The organism is Achromobacter sp. SX5 (genome assembly GCF_056711425.1).
This window is the reverse complement of sequence record NZ_CM160041.1, coordinates 5,428,139-5,444,686: the sequence shown is the minus strand read 5'-3', so window position 1 is coordinate 5,444,686 and position 16,548 is coordinate 5,428,139. Positions and strand designations below refer to the sequence as shown.

The following is a 16,548-nucleotide window of genomic DNA, read 5'->3' as shown; positions in this document are numbered from 1 at the left end:
ATGGGTTCCGTTTTCCGCGCGCTGCTGGCCGCGGCCGGTTTCTCTCTTGCGGCTGCGTCCGGCGCCGCGCCCGCCGATGCACCGCTGCGGGCGGTGGCCAGTTTTTCCATCCTGGGCGACATCGTGCGCGAGGTGGGAGGCGACGACGTCAGCGTGGCCACGCTGGTCGGCCCCGATGGCGACGCCCACGAGTACGAGCCCACGCCCAGCGATGCGAAGCAGCTGTCCGCCGCCCGCGTGCTGTTCGTCAACGGCCTGGATTTCGAGACCTGGATGCCGCGCCTGGCGAAGTCCGCGGGCTTTTCCGGCCTGACCGTGGTGGCCTCGCAGGGCGTGGCCCCGCGCAAGTTCGCCGGGCCGCGGGAAGAACACGATCACGACCACGACCACGGCCACGGCCACGGCCACGATCATGACGACGACGCCGGCCACGATCACGACCACCATCACGGCGACCTGGACCCGCACGCCTGGCAGGACCTGTCCAACGGCGTGATCTACGCCCGCAACGTGGCCGAAGGCCTGGCCGCCGCCGACCCGGCGCGCGCCCCGGCCTACCGCCAGCGCGCGCAGGCCTACATCGCGCGCCTGCAGGCGCTGGACGCCGAGACCCGCAAGACCTTCGCCGCGATCCCGGCCGAGCGCCGCAAGGTCGTGACCTCGCACGACGCCTTCGGCTATTTCGGCGACGCCTACGGGGTGGACTTCATTGCCGCGATGGGCGTGTCCACCGACGCCGAGCCTTCGGCGGCCGAGGTGGCGCGCATCATCGGGCAGGTCAGGCGCGAGCGCGTGCCGGCGGTGTTCGTGGAAAATATCAGCAGCCCCAGGCTGGTCGAGCAGATCGCGCGCGAAACCGGCGCCAGGGTGGGCGGCACGCTGTATTCCGATGCGCTGTCCAAGGCCGGCCAGCCCGGCGCTACTTATCTGGAGATGTTCGAATGGAACGCACGCCAGCTCGCCACGGCCTTGCGGCCCTGAGCGCCGCCGCGTCCTTGCTGGCCGCCGGCGACGCCGGCGCGCATCCGCATATGTGGATAGACGCCCGCGCGGCCGTCGAGATCGACGCCGGGCGGCGCATCACGGCGCTGCGGCAGGTATGGCTGTTCGACGAGATGTTCGGCGCCTACGCCACGCAAGGCCTGAAGAAGGACCGCAACGGCGCGCTGGCGCCGGATGTCCTGCAGGGCATGGCGCAGGATTGGATGAAGGCGCTGGGCGAACCCGTCACGCACTACTTCACCCGCGTCACGGTGGACGGCAAGAGCCTGGCCTTCGGCGCGCCGCAGGACGCGCGCGTCGACTGGAACCCCAAGACCGGGCGGCTGAGCCTGTCCTTCACGCTGCCCCTGGCCGAGCCGGCGGCGCCGGGCGCGGCAGGCGCGCAAGTGGACATCTACGACCCGACCTACTTTGTCGCCTACGCCTTCGACGCCAAGGACGCGGTCGCGCTTGGCGGCCCGCAAGGCGCGTCCTGTACGTCGGCGTACCGCAAGCCCAAGGAACTGGATTGGAAAACCCTGCAGCAACTGGCCGCGATACCGGCCGACCCGGACGCGTTGCCCGACGAACTCTTCGCCATCACCAAGGGGCTCACGCATCGCATCGAGGTGCGCTGCCTGTAGCTGCGGCCGCGCTGCTGCTGTGGCTGGGATGGAGCGCGGCGGCGGCGCAGGGCGCGCATCCGTTCGGCGTGCCGGAAAGTGGCGGCGCGGGCGGGCCGGGCTGGCTGTCGGGCGTCTTCGGCCAGGTCGCCGTCTGGCAATCGCATTTCTATCGCCAGCTGACGGGCGCGGTGCGCGCCTGGCAGCAGGACGGCGGCGCGGCCTGGGCCCTGGTCGGGCTGTCGTTCGCCTACGGCGTGTTCCACGCGCTGGGGCCGGGGCATGGCAAGGCGGTGATCTCCTCCTATGTGCTGGCGAACCGCCAGACCGCCCGCAACGGCGCGCTGCTGGCGCTGGTGTCCGCGCTGGTGCAGGCGCTGGTGGCGATCGCGATGGTGGCGGTGCTGGCGCTGGCGTTCAACGCCACGGCCGCGCTGATGAACGCGGCTACGCGCTGGCTGGAACTGGCCTCGTATGCGCTGGTGACGGCGCTGGGCGCCTGGCTGGTCTGGGCCAGGGCGATCCGTCCGCTGCGCGCGCGCGCCGCCACTTCCGCGCACGTCCACGCGCACGCACACGATTGCGGCTGCGGGCACGCGCATGCGCCCGAGGCGGCAAGCGTGGCCGGCCCGCTGGACCGCCGGCGCGCCGTGTCGGCGGTGCTGGCCGTGGGCCTGCGGCCCTGCAGCGGCGCGCTGATCGTGCTGGTGTTCGCCTTGTCTCAGGGCTTTTTCCTGGCCGGCGTGGCCTCGGCGCTGGCGATGGGCGCGGGCACGGGCCTGACCGTCGCGGCGCTGGCCATGCTGGCCGTGGCGGCCGGCGGCGCGGCCGACCGCCTGGGGCGCCGGCTTTCGGGCGCGGGCGCGGCGCGCCTGCGCTACGGCGTGCAGGCGCTGGCGGCGCTTGCCGTGCTGTTGCTGGGGGTGATGCTGCTGGGCGGCGCGCTGGCCGCGGGCGGCTAGGTCAGGACTTGCGGCCGGCGCGCGGATGGGCCTGGTCGTAGGCGCGGGCCAGATGCTGGAAGTCCAGCCGGGTGTAGACCTGGGTGGTGGAGATGTTGGCGTGGCCCAGCATTTCCTGCACGGCGCGCAGGTCCTGCGCGGATTGCAGCACGTGGCTGGCGAAGCTGTGGCGCAGCACGTGCGGATGCACGTGGGTGGGCACGCCGGCCGCTTGCGCCACGCGCGCCAGCTGCAGCTGCACCACGCGCGGCGAGATGCGGCGTCCGCGCGCGCCCAGGAACAGCGCGGCGGCGTCGGCCGGCGGCGCGCTGAAGGGCGCGAGCTGCGGGCGCGCGGCGATCCATTTGCGCAAGGCTTCCAGGGCCGCGTGGCCGACCGGCACGGAGCGGCGCTTGCCGCCCTTGCCCAGCACCACGACCTCGGCTTCGTCCAGGTTCAGCCAGCCGCGCGATTCATAGCCGTCGGCGCGTTCGTAGCGCAGGTCCAGCCCGACCAGCTCCGACAGCCGCAGGCCGCTGGAATAAAGCAGTTCGAACATGGCCTGGTCGCGCAGCGCGGCGGGCTCGGTCGCCACCTGCGCGGGGGCGCGGTCCAGCAGCGCCTGCGTCTGTTCCACCGACAAGGCCTTGGGCAGGCCGCGCGGGGCCTTGGGCGCGCGCACGCCCGCCACCGGATTGCCGGCCAGCCCGGCCGCCGGCGCCCACCATTGATAGAAGCCGCGCCAGGCCGCCAGCGTGCGAGCCAGGCTGCGCGGGCCGCGGCCCTCGGCGTGCAGGCGCGCCACGAACTGGCGGATGTGGCCGTTGCCGACCTGCTCCAGCGGCAACCCGGCCTTGTCGGCCAGGGCGCGCAGGAAGTGCAGTTCGCGGCGGTAGCCGTCCAGCGTATGGGGCGAATAGCGGCGGTTGGCCGCCAGATGCTGCAGCCACGCGCACATCGCGTCGGGCAGGGGCGCCGGGGCGGTGTCGTGGGCGGCCTCTGCCATGCTAGGCCTTGGGGCTGGCCGGATTCAGGCGGTGCAGCGCGGCCGAGGCCAGCTGGGCGATGGACTCCAGGAAGGTGGTGCCCATTTCCGGCGTGAAGCGGGCGGGGTCGTCCGAGCCCAGCACCAGCAGGCCGACGGCCGGGCCGTCGGCTTCCAGGCGCAGCGGCACCAGCGCCAGCGACTGGGGCTTGGCGTCCAGCCAGCCGGCGGCTTCGAAGCCGGTGTCGTTGCCGCAGTACGGCGTCTTGAGGCTGTCGGTGAAGGTGCGCACGTCCTGCGAGACGGGCTCGCCATAGCCGGTCGGGGGCAGCTCCGACAGGTCCCACAGGCGCAGCGCCACGTGGTTCAGGTCGAACTGTTCGGCCAGGCCCAGCGCGATCTCGCCCGGCACGCGCTGCGGGTCGCATTCGGACAGCATGCGGCTGCACCACTTGGCCACGTGCGTGCCGATGGTTTCGTTGGCGGTGGCGTTGCGCACCAGCTCGTTGAGGCGCCATTCCAGTTCGCGGTTGCGCTCGCGCAGCGTCATGATCTGGCGTTCGCCTAGCGAAATCGCGCGCGAGCCGTGCGGATGGGGCACTTGCAGCGTGGCGAAGACGTCGGCGTGTTCGTCGAAAAAGCCCGGGTTGTCCTGCAGGAAGACGGCGATGTCCTGGGCGGTGAGAGCGGTATCAGTCATGGCTTATCGGTTCAGCCCCATGGAGAAAACGAGCTTGTCGATGTCGACCTGCCCCGTGTAGACGGATTGCGCCGGGCCCGTCATGCGCAGCTGTTCGCCGTTCCAGGCGACGGTCAGCGTGCCGCCGCGCGTCTGCACGCCCACCGGGGAATCGAGCAGGCCGCGGCGGATGCCGGCGGCGACGGCGGCGCAGGCGCCGGTGCCGCAGGCCAGGGTTTCGCCCGCGCCGCGTTCGAACACGCGCAGGCGGATATTGCCGCGGTCCAGCACCTGCATGAAGCCGGCGTTGACGCGGCGCGCAAAGCGCGGATGGGTCTCGATCAGCGGGCCGAGGATGGCGACGGGCGCGGTGTCCACGTTTTCCACGACCTGCACGGCGTGCGGGTTGGAGATCGCCACCGCCGAAAGCCAGACGCCGCGCGGCAGGCCGGCGGGCGCGTCGAGTTCCAGCTGCCACAGCGTGTCCTCGCCCTCGGGGCGCGAGGCCAGGCCGGCGGTGTCGAAGGGCAGGGCGGCCGGATCGAAGCGGGTGCTGCCCATGTCGACCGTGACCTGCTCGTCGTCGCCTTCGTCCAGGACCAGGATGCCGGTGGCGATCTCGGCGCGCAGCGGATTGCGGTCGGACAGGCCCTGCTCGTGCACGAAACGCACGAAGCAGCGCGCGCCGTTGCCGCAGTGTTCGACTTCGCTGCCGTCGGAATTGAAAATCCGGTAGCGGAAATCGGCGTCGGACCGGGTGGCCGGCTCGACCAGCAGGATCTGGTCGGCGCCGATGCCGAAATGCCGGTCGCCCAGGGCGCGCGCGCGCTCCGGCGTCATTTCGATGGTTTGGCGCACGCCGTCGAGCACGACGAAATCGTTGCCCGCGCCATGCATTTTGGTGAAGTTCCAGTTCATCACCGGATTATCGCCCATTATCGGGGCGCGGGCCGCGCGGCCGGGCTCAGTAGAGCTTGGGCTCGCCCGGCGGGCGCGTCTTGAAACGGCGGTGGACCCAGTAGTACTGGCTGGGGCAGCGGCGCACCCACGATTCGAGTTCGCGGTTCAGGCGGGCGGTGGCCTCCTCCAGCGAGTCCTCGCCCGGGAAGTCGGCCAGCGGCGGCAGCACGTCGATGTGATAGCGGCCGGTTTGCGGATTCCAGAAGCCCACGATGGGCATGACCGCGGCGTTCCACTTCTTGGCCAGTTGCGCGGTGGCCAGCAGGGTGGCGGCCGGCACGCCGAAAAACGGCACGAACACCGAGCCCTGGCGGCCGAAGTCCATGTCGGGCAGGTAGTAGACCGGGCGCGGCGCGCGCAGGTGGCGCAGCAGCTCGCGCACGCCGTCCTTGCGGCTGACCAGAAAGACCTCGTTGAAGCGGGCGCGGCCCGCGGCCACCACCGCGTCGATGTGCGGATCGCTTTGCGGGGTGTACATGGTGGCGCCGCTGGGCACCTCCATGGTGAGCCGGGTGGCGGCGGCGTCGAGCGCGATGAAGTGCGGGGCCAGCAGGATGACCGAGCGGCCTTCGGCCGTCAGGGCGTTGATGCGCTCGCTGCCGGTTTCCGTCACCATTTCCTTGATGGCCTCCGGCGTGCCGTACCAGAGCACGCCGCGGTCGACGATGGATTGCGCCAGCGCGCGGAAGTGTTCGGCCAGCCAGCGCTCGCGCACCGCTTCGGGCTGGTCGGGAAAGCACAGTTCCAGATTGCGCCGGACGATGCGCGCGCGCGACTTGGCCAGGCGCGGCGCCAGCCAGCCCAGGCAGGCGCCGATACGCAGCCGGGTCGACGGTTTGGCGCGGCCGAACCATTTCATCAGGGAGACCAGCGCGCGCGTTTTGAAATCAGTCATAAGTATCAGCAGGGAAACGGGCGGGGGGCGCGGCGGGATTCAACCCGCCGTGGAGTCCGGCGCCGGCGGCGCCCCGCGCGGCGTCTTGTAGCGGTTGTAGCTCCAGAGGTATTGCTCGGGGCAGCGGCGGATCAGCGTTTCCATGGCGGCGTTGAGCAGCGCGGCCTGGGCCTGGGGATCGGCCGGCAGCGGTTCGGGCACGCGCACGTAGTGGATGCGCCAGCCCCGGCCCTTGGGCAGCCGTTCGCCAGCGGTCAGGATGATGGAAACGCCGGTCTGCGTGGCCAGCTTGCCGGGCAGCGTCATGGTGTAGGCCATGCGCCCGAAGAACGGCGCCCACACGCCGTCGCCCACGCTGGGCGCCTGGTCGGGCAGCATGCCCACGGACTCCCCGCGGCGCAGCGCGCGCACGAACTCGCGCACGCCCTGCATGGTGGCCGGCACCGCGTTGACGGCCGAGCTGTTGCGCGCGGTTTCCAGCAAGGGAGCCAGGATGTCCTTGCGCGGCGGGCGGAACATGACCGTCATGGGCATCTGGCGCGCCAGGTAGCGGGCGGTGATCTCGAAGCAGCCCAGGTGCGGGGTCAGGAAGAGGATGCCGCGGTTCTCGGCGCGGGCCGCGTCGACCACCGCGTTGTCGTCCGACACCACCTTGGCGAGGCTGTCCTCGTTGCGGAACCAGACCCGCGGGCTTTCCAGGATCATGGCGCCGATCTCGCCGGCGGCGCGGCGCGCGAAGGCCGGCGAGGGATAGCCGGCCTGGGCCGCGTTGGCCTGCAGCCGGCGCCGGTACTTCCCGGGCCAGGCGTAGATCGCGCGTCCGGCCAGGCGCCCCAGCGCGTGCGCAACGGGAAGAGGAAGGGCGGCGAATAGTCTGAACAGGAAGAGCAGCATGCGGCAATGGGATGGAGCGGGCAGGGGCGCGCCCGGGGCCGGAGCACGGGCGGGCGCCCCGGCGCGAGCAGCAGAACGGCATTTTCGCTTAAAATAGCGCAGTCGCCGAGTTAACCGACAACTTGCGGGGCGACGGCAGGGGGCAGCGCATGCGCGAGTCCTTTGCCAAATCCGCTAAAGCGTCGCGCCCAGATCAGTCATGCATGCCCCCAGGCATGCGATCCGGGGTGCTACGCGCCTCGTGAACCTATGCGCCGGCCAGGCCGGACACGTAAGGACGCATCTGTGGCCAACAACGACTTTCTCTTTACCTCCGAATCCGTCTCTGAAGGGCATCCCGACAAGGTTGCCGACCAGATCTCCGACTCGATTCTCGACGCCATCTTCACGCAGGACCCCAACGCGCGCGTCGCAGCCGAAACGCTGTGCAATACGGGCCTGGTGGTGCTGGCCGGCGAGATCACCACGACCGCCAACGTCGACTACATCCAGGTCGCGCGCGACACGATCCGCCGCATCGGCTACGACAACACCGACTACGGCATCGACTACAAGGGCTGCGCGGTGCTGGTCGCCTACGACAAGCAATCGCCCGACATCGCCCAGGGCGTGGACCGCAGCTCGGAGGACTACCTGAACCAGGGCGCCGGCGACCAGGGCCTGATGTTCGGCTACGCGTGCGACGAAACGCCCGACCTGATGCCGGCCCCGATCTGGTACGCGCACCGCCTGGTGCAGCGCCAGAGCGAACTGCGCAAGGACGGCCGCCTGCCGTGGCTGCGCCCGGACGCCAAGTCGCAGGTCACGTTCCGCTATATCGACGGCCGCCCGGCCGAAGTCGATACCGTGGTGCTGTCGACCCAGCACGCGCCCGAAGTCTCGCAGGAAACCATCCGCGAGGCCGTGATCGAAGACATCATCAAGCCCAGCTTCCCCGAAGGCCTGATCACGCCCAAGACCAAGTTCCTGGTCAACCCGACCGGCCGCTTCGTCATCGGCGGCCCGCAAGGCGATTGCGGCCTGACCGGCCGCAAGATCATCGTCGACACCTACGGCGGCGCGTGCCCGCACGGCGGCGGCGCGTTCTCGGGCAAGGACCCGTCCAAGGTCGACCGCTCAGCTGCCTACGCCGCGCGCTACGTGGCCAAGAACATCGTGGCCGCCGGCCTGGCGCGCCAGTGCCAGGTGCAGGTCAGCTACGCCATCGGCGTGGCCGAGCCCATCAACATCACCGTCTACACCGAAGGCACCGGCGTCATCCCCGACGACCAGATCGCCAAGCTGGTGCGCGAGCACTTCGACCTGCGTCCGAAGGGCATCGTCAACATGCTGGACCTGCTGCGCCCGATCTACGCCAAGACCGCCGCCTACGGCCACTTCGGCCGTTCCGAACCGGAATTCTCGTGGGAAGCCACGGACAAGGTGCCGGAACTGAAGAAGGCGATGTAAGCCTTCCAGGCCAGGTGAACGCCCTCGCGCTGCGAGGGCGTTTTCATTTCAGCCCGGGCTCAATGCCACGGCGGCGGCAGGTCCAGGCCGCGGGCGACGCTTTCCAGCTCGCGCGCCACGGCTTCGGGAATGCGCAGGCCGTCGGCAAGCGCGGCCTGCTCACAGGCCGCGGCGCGGGCGCCCGGTAGGCGGGCCTGCGCGCCGCCGCGCTGCTGAAAGCCCGCGGCCCATTCACGCATGTAGTCGGCAAAGGTAGACGAACCGGCGCGCTGCGGATTCACCAGCCAGATCAGGGTGCTTTGCGCGCCGGCGGCGCCGCTGCGCGGTGCGTGCTGCACTTTCTGGCGCGACTCGGGTTCGCCGCCGGCCAGCGCGCCGGCCAGGCATTCGGCCATGATGGCCAGTCCCATGCCCTTGTGGTCGGCCATCGGCAGCAGCGAGCCTTCCAGCGCGGCCTCGGCGTCGGTGGTGGGGCGGCCTGCGCCGTCCAGCGCCCAGCCGGGCGGAATCCCGCGGCCTTCGCGCGCGGCCAGCAGGATATGGCCGCGCGCGGCCACGCTGCACGCCATGTCGAACACCAGCGGCGGCCCGTCCGGGACCGGGCAGCCGAAGGCGATCGGATTGTTGCCGACCGCGCGCCCCGCATAGCCCGGCAGGGCCATGAGCGGCGGCGTGCGCTGGACCACCAGCGCGATGTGGCCGCGCTCGGCCGCCAGCAGGGCGTAAAGCCCCAGCGCGCCCAGGTGCCCGCAATCGCGGATGCGGCATATGACGGAGACCTCGGTCTCCAGCATCGCCAGGCCTTCCTCGATGGCGGTCAGGGCGGCCACCTGGCCCAGGGCGCCGTCGGCGTCCACGGTGCAGATGCCGGGGCTGCGCTGCACGCGGATGCGGGGCGTGGGATTCACTTCGCCGGATTGCAGCTTTTCCAGATAGGAGGCCAGGCGCGTCAGGCCGTGGGTGGCGACGCCGCGCAGCTCGGTGCGCACCATGGCGCCGGCGGCCAGCGCCGCATGCGCGGCGCCGACGCCGGCGCGCCGCAGCACGGCTTCGACCCAGCCGGTCATCAGGGACGCGGCAACGATGCGGGCGCTCATGGCTGCAGCTCCGGCGCGTGTTCGCGCAAGTGGCGCATGAAGCCCAGTTCGATGCGCGAGATGGAGATCTCCGTGTCGCCCAGCACTTCGCTTTGCGTCATGCGGCCCGCGGCCACGCGCAGCATGGCCTCGCGCAGCGCGGCGGCGGCCTGCTCCAGCGTCTGCCCGTCCGTCAGGATGCCGCTGACGTCCACGTCGATATTGTCGGCAAAGCGCTGCGCGGTGGCCGGGTTGCCGGTGATCTTGACGGTGGGCGACAGCGGATGGCCCACCGGATTGCCCACCCCGGTATTGAACAGGATCAGGTGCGCGCCGCCGGCGGCCAGCGCGGCGATGTTCTCGACGCCCGGCGCCGGCGCATCCATGAACACCAGTCCCTTGCGGCCGGGTTTCTCGCCATAGCCGACCACCTCCTGCAACGGCGAGGTGCCGCCCTTGCGCACCGCGCCCAGCGACTTTTCCTCGACCGTGGTCAGGCCGCCGGCGATATTGTCTTCGCCCAGCGGCCACAGCTGTAGCCCCTGGAACGCGGACAAGGCCTCCAGGCGCGCCACCGCGGCCAGCAGCCGCGCGGCCACTTCCGGGTTGGCGGCGCGCGCCGCGAGGCTGGCCTCGGCGCCGACGATTTCATCGGTCTCCGACAGCATCACGACCCCGCCGGCCTGCACCAGCCAGTCCGCCACCAGCCCGGTGGTGGCGTTGGCGGTCAGGCCCGAGGTGGCGTCCGAGGCGCCGCATTCGACGCCGATCACCAGTTCGCTCAGCGGCATGGGCGCGCGCTCGATGTCCGAGCTTGCGACCACCAGCGCGGCGGCGGCGCGTATCCCCTGGGCGACCGCCTCGACGGTGCCGCCGGCGCTTTGCACGTCCAGCACCCGCACCGGGCGGCCGGCGGCCGCCACCGCGTCGGCCAGCCGCTGCGACGTTACCGGTTCCAGGCCCACGATGAGCACGGCGGCCACATTGGGATGGGTGGCGTAGTTCAGCAGCACGCGATCGTGCCGCGCCAGATCTTCGCCGAACTGGCCGCGCCCGTAGGCCACGCAGACCGGCACTGTGCCCTTGACCGATTCGCAGATCCGGCGCGCCACCGGATTGACGTTGTCCATCGCCGCGATGACGGCGACATGGTTGCGGATGCCGAAGCTGCCGTCGCCGCGCGGATATCCCCAGATGGTTGCGGTCATGAACGGTCCCCCCTGCCGCGCAGGCTTTCCAGATTGTGCAGATGGATGTGCGCGCCCGCGGGAATGGCGCACAGGGCGCGCCCGATGCAAGCGCCGTATTTGCGCACTTCGCCGCCCGCGGCGATGTCGGTGACGGCGAACTTGTGCCCCGACGGGATGGCGTCGCGCAGGGTAATCCGGTAGGCGGCGGGGCCGGCCTGCACCGCGATGGCGTCGCCGGCGGCCAGCGCCGCGAAGGCCGTGGCGACGTGGTCGCCGGGGTCGATCAACAGGGCGAGATTGGCTTTCATCATTGAACCTTGTAGCGAAGAATGGCGTTGCGGTAGTAAGCGGATTCGGCCTGGAGCGCCTGCGAGAACGCGGCCTGCTGCAGCCCCGTGACCTGCACGCCCAGCGCCTGCAGCCGGGCTCGCACCGGTTCCCGGCCCAGCAGCCGTCCGAATGCGGCGGAGATCCGGTCCACTTCGTCGCGGTCCGCCTTGCCCGGCATGAAGAAGCCATACCAGACCTGCGGCAGGTCCTGCTGCTTGAGGTCCTGCTCGCCGATCGCCGGCACCTGCGGCAGCAGCGCGGACCGCTGTTGCGCCAGCACCGCCACGGGGACCAGGCTGCCCGCGTCGAGCAGGGGCTTGGCCGCCGAATAGCCGACCGCGCCGTATTGCGTGGAGTCCGACATCACGCCGGCCAGCACGTCCGGCGCGCCCTTGTACGGCACGGCCAGGAACTGCCCGCCGATCTGGTGCGCCACGTCTTCCAGCGCGACGTGCATGGGCGTTGCGCGGCCGGGGATGCCGATGGACAGGTCTTGCCGTTTTTTCAGGCCCTGCAGCAGGACGGCCGGGCTGGCGTCGGCGCCCGCCTTGGCCACCACCACCGACGGCACCACGCCGACCTGCAGCACCGGCGTCAGGGTTTGCAGCGGCCGGTAGCCGGGGCCTTTCAGCAGGTGTGGCGCGATCGTGATTTCCTGGTTGCCGCCGGCCAGCAGGGTGGTCTGGCCGGCGGGCGCGTTCATGACCGTGCGGGCGGCGATGGTGCCGCTGCCGCCCGGGCGGTTTTCCACCACTACGGTGCGTTGCAGCTCCGTGCCCAGCTGCTGGCCCAGATAGCGCGCCACCGCGTCCACGCCGCCGCCGGCCGGCAGCGAGACGACGATGCGGATGGCCGGGTCCTGGGCCTGCACGGAGCCGGCCAGCAGCGCCGCGCCCAGCGCCGCCAGGACCGCGTGCCGCCGCTTGTGCGTTTCAGACATGGTGTTCTCCTTTCAGCGCTCGGCGTATGGCTGGGCCGCGCTGGAAAAAAAGCGGGATTCGCGGCGTAGTTCCTCCGCGAACGGCTGCGGCGCCAGGGGCCGCGCCTCCAGCCCCGCGCGTTGCAGCGCCTGCCCGACTTCCGCTTCCTGCACGACCTGCTCCAGTTCCGCCGCCAGCCTGGCGCGCACTGCCGCGGGCGTATGCGCCGGCGCGAACCAGCCGAACCATACCGATGGCAGATGAGGAACCTGGACCCCGCCGGCTTCCTGCACCGTGGGCACGTCGGGCACCAGCGGGCTGCGCTCGTCCTGCAATACCGCCAGCGCGCGCAGGCGTCCCGTCTGGATTTGGCCGATCACCGTCGACAAGGTGATGGCCAGCATGTCTATCTGTCCGCCCATCAGGTCGGACATGGCCCGGGCGCCGCCGTTGTAGGGAATGTGGTGCACGCGCACGCCGGAGGCCGTGAAGATGCTGTCCATCATCAGGTGCATGGGTGTTCCTATCCCCGGTGTGGCGTACGAGAGCGTGTCCGGGGCCTGTTCGGCCGCGTCCAGCAATTGCCGCAGGCTGGCGCTTTGCGCGCCCTGTTCGCGCACGACCAGCACGATGGGGGCGGTCGCCGTGCGCAGCAAGGGGACGAGATCGGCGTCCGGGTCGTACGGCAGCGAGGGCCGCAGATGGCGCACGATCGTGAGTTCCGGGTTGGTGGCCGCCAGCAGGGTGTAGCCGTCGGGCGCGGCCCGGGCGACGAAATTGGCGCCGATGGTGCCGACGGCGCCCGGATGGTTTTCCACCACCACGGACTGCCCCAGGCGCGCGGCCAGGCGTTGCGCGGTGATGCGTGTGGCCACGTCGGCCGCGCCGGCCGGCGGATAAGGCACCACCACGCGCAGCGGCTGCCCTGGCCAGGGGCGCTGTTGAGCCATCGCCGCGGGCAGCGCGACGGCGGCGCACAGCATGGCCGCCGCGGCGCGCCGCATCCATGCCGCGCGGCCGGCGCCGCTGGGCTTGATTCGGTGCATGTTGTCTCCAGTGTTATCGGTCTATGCGCCGCGCACGCTCGTCATCTGCCTATAGTGTGTCGAATACCGGGCGCACTGTGCGGTGGCGCAGCAGCCATTGCCCGTTCTCCAGGCATAGCTGGTCGCGGTACTCCGCGATGGTTTCCGGCGGCCGCGCGGATACCGGCAGCGCCGGCGGCACCGGCTCCTGGCCCAGGTGCCGGTAGACGGAGACATAGCTGAAGGCCGCGATCCGGCCGGGGCCGGCGGGCTCCAGCAGCACGTTGCTGATGACGTGGCGCGTCAGGCGCTGGACCGGGCGCGTCTTGAAGGACGAGAGCAGCGCCTGGCGGCCTTCGATGCGCTCATTGGGGCGCTGCAGCACGCCATCGACGGCGAACAGCTGCGCGGCCTCTTCATACCTAGCGGCGTCCACCAGCATCGCGAAGCGTTGAATGGCGGCCACGCAGGCCACGTGGTCCTGCGGTGTGATCGATTGCGGATTCATGGTGCGGGGCGTCTCCTTTGGCGCTGGCCTTATTTTTGCCGCGTTTTTTCTAAACTTGTCGCCATTGATCGTTAGAATTTCTAATGTGACCAATCGAATTGCTTGATCTGCGCCCGACGATGAGCCGCAAACTTCCTCCCTTGAAAGCACTGCAGGCGTTCGAGGCCGCCGCCCGCCTGCGCAGCTTCGCCCAGGCTGCGCAGGACCTGCACGTCACCCCTGCGGCCGTCAGCCAGCAGATCAAGAGCCTGGAGGAATGGCTGGGCTTCGCGGTGTTCCGCCGCTCGCGCGCGGGGCTGGAGCTGACCGAGCGCGGCGAGACCCTGGCGCCTTCGCTCAAGAGCGCCTTCGACCTGATCCAGACCGCGACCGAGGACGTGACCGGCGCCGAGGCGGCCGCCACGCTGACCCTGAGCGTGCTGCCCAATTTCGCGATGCGCTGGCTGATTCCCCGGCTGCCCGATTTCACGCGGCGCCATCCCGGAATCCAGATCAGGCTGCTGTCCGTGACCCATGCGCTGACCGACCTCTACGACACCTGCGATCTGGCCATCCGCGCCTACGAGCACGATCCGCAGTTCTGCTTCGAGCCGCTGGTCAGCCCCGACATGGTGCCGATGCTGTCGCCGCAGCTGTACCGCCGCGGCGCGCTGCGCCAGCCCGATGAACTGCTGCGCTTTCCCCTGCTGCACATCACCACCTCGCCGGAGGACTGGCCGCGCTGGTTCCGCGAGACGCGGCAAGACGGCGAGCGCCAGCCCGATCCCGCGTTGCTCGCCAAGGGGCACCAGTTCGATTCCTACGTGGTGGCGGTCGAGGCCGCGATCGCCGGCCTGGGCGTGGTGCTGGGCCGGCCCTCGTTCGCGGCCGCGATACTGCGGCGCAAGGAACTGCTGATCCCGTTCGAGCGCCGCATCGCCAGCAACAAGAGCTGGTACCTGGTGTATCCGCGCGCCGAGCTGCCGCGCAAATGCCGGGCGTTCCGCGACTGGCTGCTGGAGGCCTGCGCAGCCGGGGCAGGGCTGCCCGAAGGGTGACGGGCGTGGACCGGGGGCGGCGTCACCACACCGCGCCGTCCGAGCCCGGCGCCCGCAGGTGGCGGGCGAAGCGCTGCGCCAGGAATTCGACGAAGGCCAGGGTCTTGGCCGGCAGGTTCAGGCGTTCCGGATACAAGGCGTGGATGTCGGCCGGCGGCGTGCGCCAGTCGGGCAGCACCACGCGCAGGCGGCCGGCGCGCAGGTGCGCGGCCGTCTCCCACTCGGAGCGCATCACGATGCCGTGCCCGTCCAGCGCCCATTCCAGGGCGCTCTGGCCGTCGTTGGAGCTGACCGGGCCGCGCACCTTGACGGTCTCCGCGCGCAGGCCCGATTCCAGCCGCCAGGTGCCGTAGGCCACGTCGTTTTCGCGCACCACGATGCAGCGGTGGCGCTGCAGGTCGCCCGGGGCGCGCGGTTCGCCATAGGTCTCCAGATAGCGCGGCGAGGCGCAGAGCAGGCGCCGGTTCGAGGCGATCTTGCGCGCGGTCAGGCGCGCGTCCGGCAGGTCGCCGAAACGCACCGCCACGTCGAAGCCTTCCTCGATCAGGTTCAGCGGCCTGTCGGTCAGGCGCATCTGCACTTCCACCTCGGGGTACTGGCGCGCGAAGTCGGACACGGCCGGCACGATATGGGCGCGTCCGAAGCCGAAGGTGGCGTTCAGCCGCAGCAGGCCCTGGGGCTGCGCGCGGGCGCTGGACACCGAGCGTTCCAGGGCTTCGAGGTCGGCCAGGATGCGTCCGCCCTCGGCCAGGTACAGCTCGCCTTCCTGGGTGACGCTGACGCGGCGCGTGGTGCGGTTCAGCAGCCGCACGCCCAGGCGCTGTTCCAGCTTGGCCAGCCGCGTGCTGACCGCCGGCGGCGTCAGGCCCAGTTCGCGCGCGGCCGCGGACAGGTTGCCGTGCTTGACCACCAGCGAGAAAAAAGCGAGGTCCGATAGGGCGTCCATGGGCTTATTTATAAATCATATTTAATAAAGCTTTATTCGGATTATTAATTATAAGAATCCAACAGGCCTATACACTGGACTCGCCATACAGAGCCGCCTATCGCGGCCACACGAGGAGACCAGGAATGAAGATCAACACCGCGGCCGGCGCCTTGTGCGCGGCCCTTGCCGTCGCATCCTGTTGGACCCAGGCGGCGGCCGCCGCCGGCGCGTTTCCCGAACGCGCCGTCACGCTCATCGTGCCGTTCGCGCCGGGCGGCAGCGTGGACATCGCCGCCCGCCTGATCTCCGACGCCTGGGGCCGCGCGCTGGGGCAGAGCGTGGTGGTGGAAAACCGCGCCGGCGCTTCCGGCAATATCGGCATGGCCGCCGTGGCGCGGGCCCAGCCCGACGGCTACACGCTGGCGATCAACACCATGTCGCTGGCCATCAACCCGGCGCTGTTCCAGAGCATGCCGTTCGACACGAAGAAAGACCTGCGCTCGGTGGGCACGGTGGGAACCTCCCAGCACGTGCTGACGGTGACCAACGGCCTGCCGGTGGCCAACGTCGGCGAGCTGCTGTCCTACGTGCGCGCCCGGCCGGCCAACGACCTGAGCTTCGGTTCCGCGGGCACCGGCAGCACCTTCCACATGGCCGCGGAACTGTTCAAGTCCGTCTCGCAGACGCAGATCCTGCACGTGCCGTACAAGGGCGGCGGTCCGGCCATGCTCGACACCATCAGCGGCCAGGTGCAGATGAGTTTCCCGGTGCTGTCCGCGGCCAAGCCGCAAGTCGACGGCAAGAAGCTGCGCGCGCTGGGCGTGACCGGCACGCGGCGCTCGCCGCTGTTGCCGGACGTGCCCACCATCGCGGAATCGGGCCTGCCCGGCTACGAATTCAATACCTGGTTCGTCATCAGCGCGCCCGCCAATACGCCGCAGGCGGTGATAGACACGCTCAACGCCAAGCTGGAGCAGGCGCTGCGTTCGCCCGAGCTGGCGCAGCGCATGGGCAAGGAAGGCTTCGATCCGCTGATCTCCACGCCCGCCAGGACGGACGCGATGGTGGACGAAGAAATGACGCGCTGGGCCGGCATCGTCAAGCAAGCCGGCATCAAGGCCAACTGA

The 16,548-nt window shown here is 70.5% G+C and carries 18 protein-coding genes; 6 read left to right on the top strand and 12 right to left on the bottom strand.

The genetic code is table 11. From position 1 onward, the window contains the following. Genes AC1M14_RS25545 through AC1M14_RS25535 form a run of 3 tightly spaced genes read left to right on the top strand, consistent with a single transcriptional unit; the run spans position 1 to position 2,566 of the window. Positions 1–981 (top strand): metal ABC transporter substrate-binding protein, encoded by a 981-nt coding sequence (locus tag AC1M14_RS25545; protein ID WP_111826907.1) that lies wholly within the window; start codon positions 1–3, stop codon positions 979–981. Positions 982–1,031: 50 nt separating this feature from the next. Then, on the top strand, positions 1,032–1,625 hold the full coding sequence (locus AC1M14_RS25540) for a DUF1007 family protein (RefSeq protein WP_247747779.1): 594 nt from the start codon (positions 1,032–1,034) through the stop codon (positions 1,623–1,625). Continuing rightward, positions 1,616–2,566 (top strand): nickel/cobalt transporter, encoded by a 951-nt coding sequence (locus AC1M14_RS25535; protein WP_479731837.1) that lies wholly within the window; start codon positions 1,616–1,618, stop codon positions 2,564–2,566. The genes AC1M14_RS25540 and AC1M14_RS25535 overlap by 10 nt, the downstream gene beginning before the upstream one ends. 1 nt (position 2,567) lies before the next feature. Here AC1M14_RS25535 and xerC read toward each other — a convergent pair whose 3' ends face one another. The 5 genes from xerC to AC1M14_RS25510 are packed head-to-tail and all read right to left on the bottom strand — an operon-like array spanning position 2,568 to position 6,958. Next, a complete protein-coding gene (gene xerC / locus AC1M14_RS25530) occupies positions 2,568–3,551 on the bottom strand; it encodes a tyrosine recombinase XerC (RefSeq protein WP_479730656.1) in 984 nt (327 codons plus the stop codon). 1 nt (position 3,552) lies between these two features. Then, the gene (locus tag AC1M14_RS25525; protein ID WP_102775136.1) at positions 3,553–4,230 is read right to left on the bottom strand and encodes a DUF484 family protein; all 678 of its coding nucleotides are present in this window, start codon (positions 4,228–4,230) and stop codon (positions 3,553–3,555) included. Between the two features lie 3 nt (positions 4,231–4,233). Beyond that, positions 4,234–5,145 carry a diaminopimelate epimerase gene (gene dapF / locus AC1M14_RS25520; RefSeq protein ID WP_479730655.1) on the bottom strand — a complete coding sequence of 304 codons (912 nt, stop codon included), beginning with the start codon at positions 5,143–5,145 and terminating at the stop codon, positions 4,234–4,236. A 28-nt stretch (positions 5,146–5,173) separates the two neighbouring features. Next, positions 5,174–6,064 (bottom strand): lysophospholipid acyltransferase family protein, encoded by an 891-nt coding sequence (locus AC1M14_RS25515; RefSeq protein ID WP_102775138.1) that lies wholly within the window; start codon positions 6,062–6,064, stop codon positions 5,174–5,176. Positions 6,065–6,103: 39 nt separating this feature from the next. Continuing rightward, positions 6,104–6,958: a lysophospholipid acyltransferase family protein gene (locus AC1M14_RS25510; RefSeq protein WP_209165861.1), complete on the bottom strand. Its 855-nt coding sequence runs from the start codon at positions 6,956–6,958 to the stop codon at positions 6,104–6,106. Positions 6,959–7,243: 285 nt separating this feature from the next. Here AC1M14_RS25510 and metK point away from each other — a divergent pair, with 285 nt between their 5' ends. Then, the gene (gene metK / locus AC1M14_RS25505) at positions 7,244–8,407 is read left to right on the top strand and encodes a methionine adenosyltransferase (RefSeq protein ID WP_111826903.1); all 1,164 of its coding nucleotides are present in this window, start codon (positions 7,244–7,246) and stop codon (positions 8,405–8,407) included. A gap of 59 nt (positions 8,408–8,466) precedes the next feature. On the opposite strand, the gene AC1M14_RS25500 is transcribed toward metK, so the two are convergent. The 6 genes from AC1M14_RS25500 to AC1M14_RS25475 are packed head-to-tail and all read right to left on the bottom strand — an operon-like array spanning position 8,467 to position 13,456. Beyond that, entirely contained in the window at positions 8,467–9,504 is a 1,038-nt protein-coding gene (locus AC1M14_RS25500) for an Ldh family oxidoreductase (RefSeq protein WP_479730654.1), read from the bottom strand. After that, positions 9,501–10,691, bottom strand: a complete 1,191-nt coding sequence (locus tag AC1M14_RS25495) for a UxaA family hydrolase (protein ID WP_479730653.1) — start codon at positions 10,689–10,691, stop codon at positions 9,501–9,503. Before AC1M14_RS25495 ends, AC1M14_RS25500 begins: the two co-directional genes overlap by 4 nt. Beyond that, the gene (locus AC1M14_RS25490; protein ID WP_479730652.1) at positions 10,688–10,981 is read right to left on the bottom strand and encodes a UxaA family hydrolase; all 294 of its coding nucleotides are present in this window, start codon (positions 10,979–10,981) and stop codon (positions 10,688–10,690) included. Before AC1M14_RS25490 ends, AC1M14_RS25495 begins: the two co-directional genes overlap by 4 nt. Next, complete coding sequence (locus tag AC1M14_RS25485; RefSeq protein WP_479730651.1) at positions 10,981–11,943, bottom strand: Bug family tripartite tricarboxylate transporter substrate binding protein; 963 nt, start codon at positions 11,941–11,943, stop codon at positions 10,981–10,983. The genes AC1M14_RS25490 and AC1M14_RS25485 overlap by 1 nt, the downstream gene beginning before the upstream one ends. A 12-nt stretch (positions 11,944–11,955) precedes the next feature. Then, positions 11,956–12,969, bottom strand: coding sequence for a Bug family tripartite tricarboxylate transporter substrate binding protein (locus AC1M14_RS25480; RefSeq protein ID WP_479730650.1), 1,014 nt, complete (start codon positions 12,967–12,969; stop codon positions 11,956–11,958). 49 nt (positions 12,970–13,018) lie between these two features. Continuing rightward, positions 13,019–13,456: a nuclear transport factor 2 family protein gene (locus tag AC1M14_RS25475; protein WP_102775145.1), complete on the bottom strand. Its 438-nt coding sequence runs from the start codon at positions 13,454–13,456 to the stop codon at positions 13,019–13,021. A 140-nt stretch (positions 13,457–13,596) separates the two neighbouring features. Between AC1M14_RS25475 and AC1M14_RS25470 the strand changes: the two genes are divergently transcribed. Continuing rightward, positions 13,597–14,493: a LysR substrate-binding domain-containing protein gene (locus AC1M14_RS25470; RefSeq protein WP_479730649.1), complete on the top strand. Its 897-nt coding sequence runs from the start codon at positions 13,597–13,599 to the stop codon at positions 14,491–14,493. A 22-nt stretch (positions 14,494–14,515) separates the two neighbouring features. On the opposite strand, the gene AC1M14_RS25465 is transcribed toward AC1M14_RS25470, so the two are convergent. After that, positions 14,516–15,439: a LysR family transcriptional regulator gene (locus AC1M14_RS25465; protein WP_209165860.1), complete on the bottom strand. Its 924-nt coding sequence runs from the start codon at positions 15,437–15,439 to the stop codon at positions 14,516–14,518. 125 nt (positions 15,440–15,564) lie between these two features. Here AC1M14_RS25465 and AC1M14_RS25460 point away from each other — a divergent pair, with 125 nt between their 5' ends. After that, positions 15,565–16,548: a tripartite tricarboxylate transporter substrate binding protein gene (locus tag AC1M14_RS25460; protein WP_111826895.1), complete on the top strand. Its 984-nt coding sequence runs from the start codon at positions 15,565–15,567 to the stop codon at positions 16,546–16,548.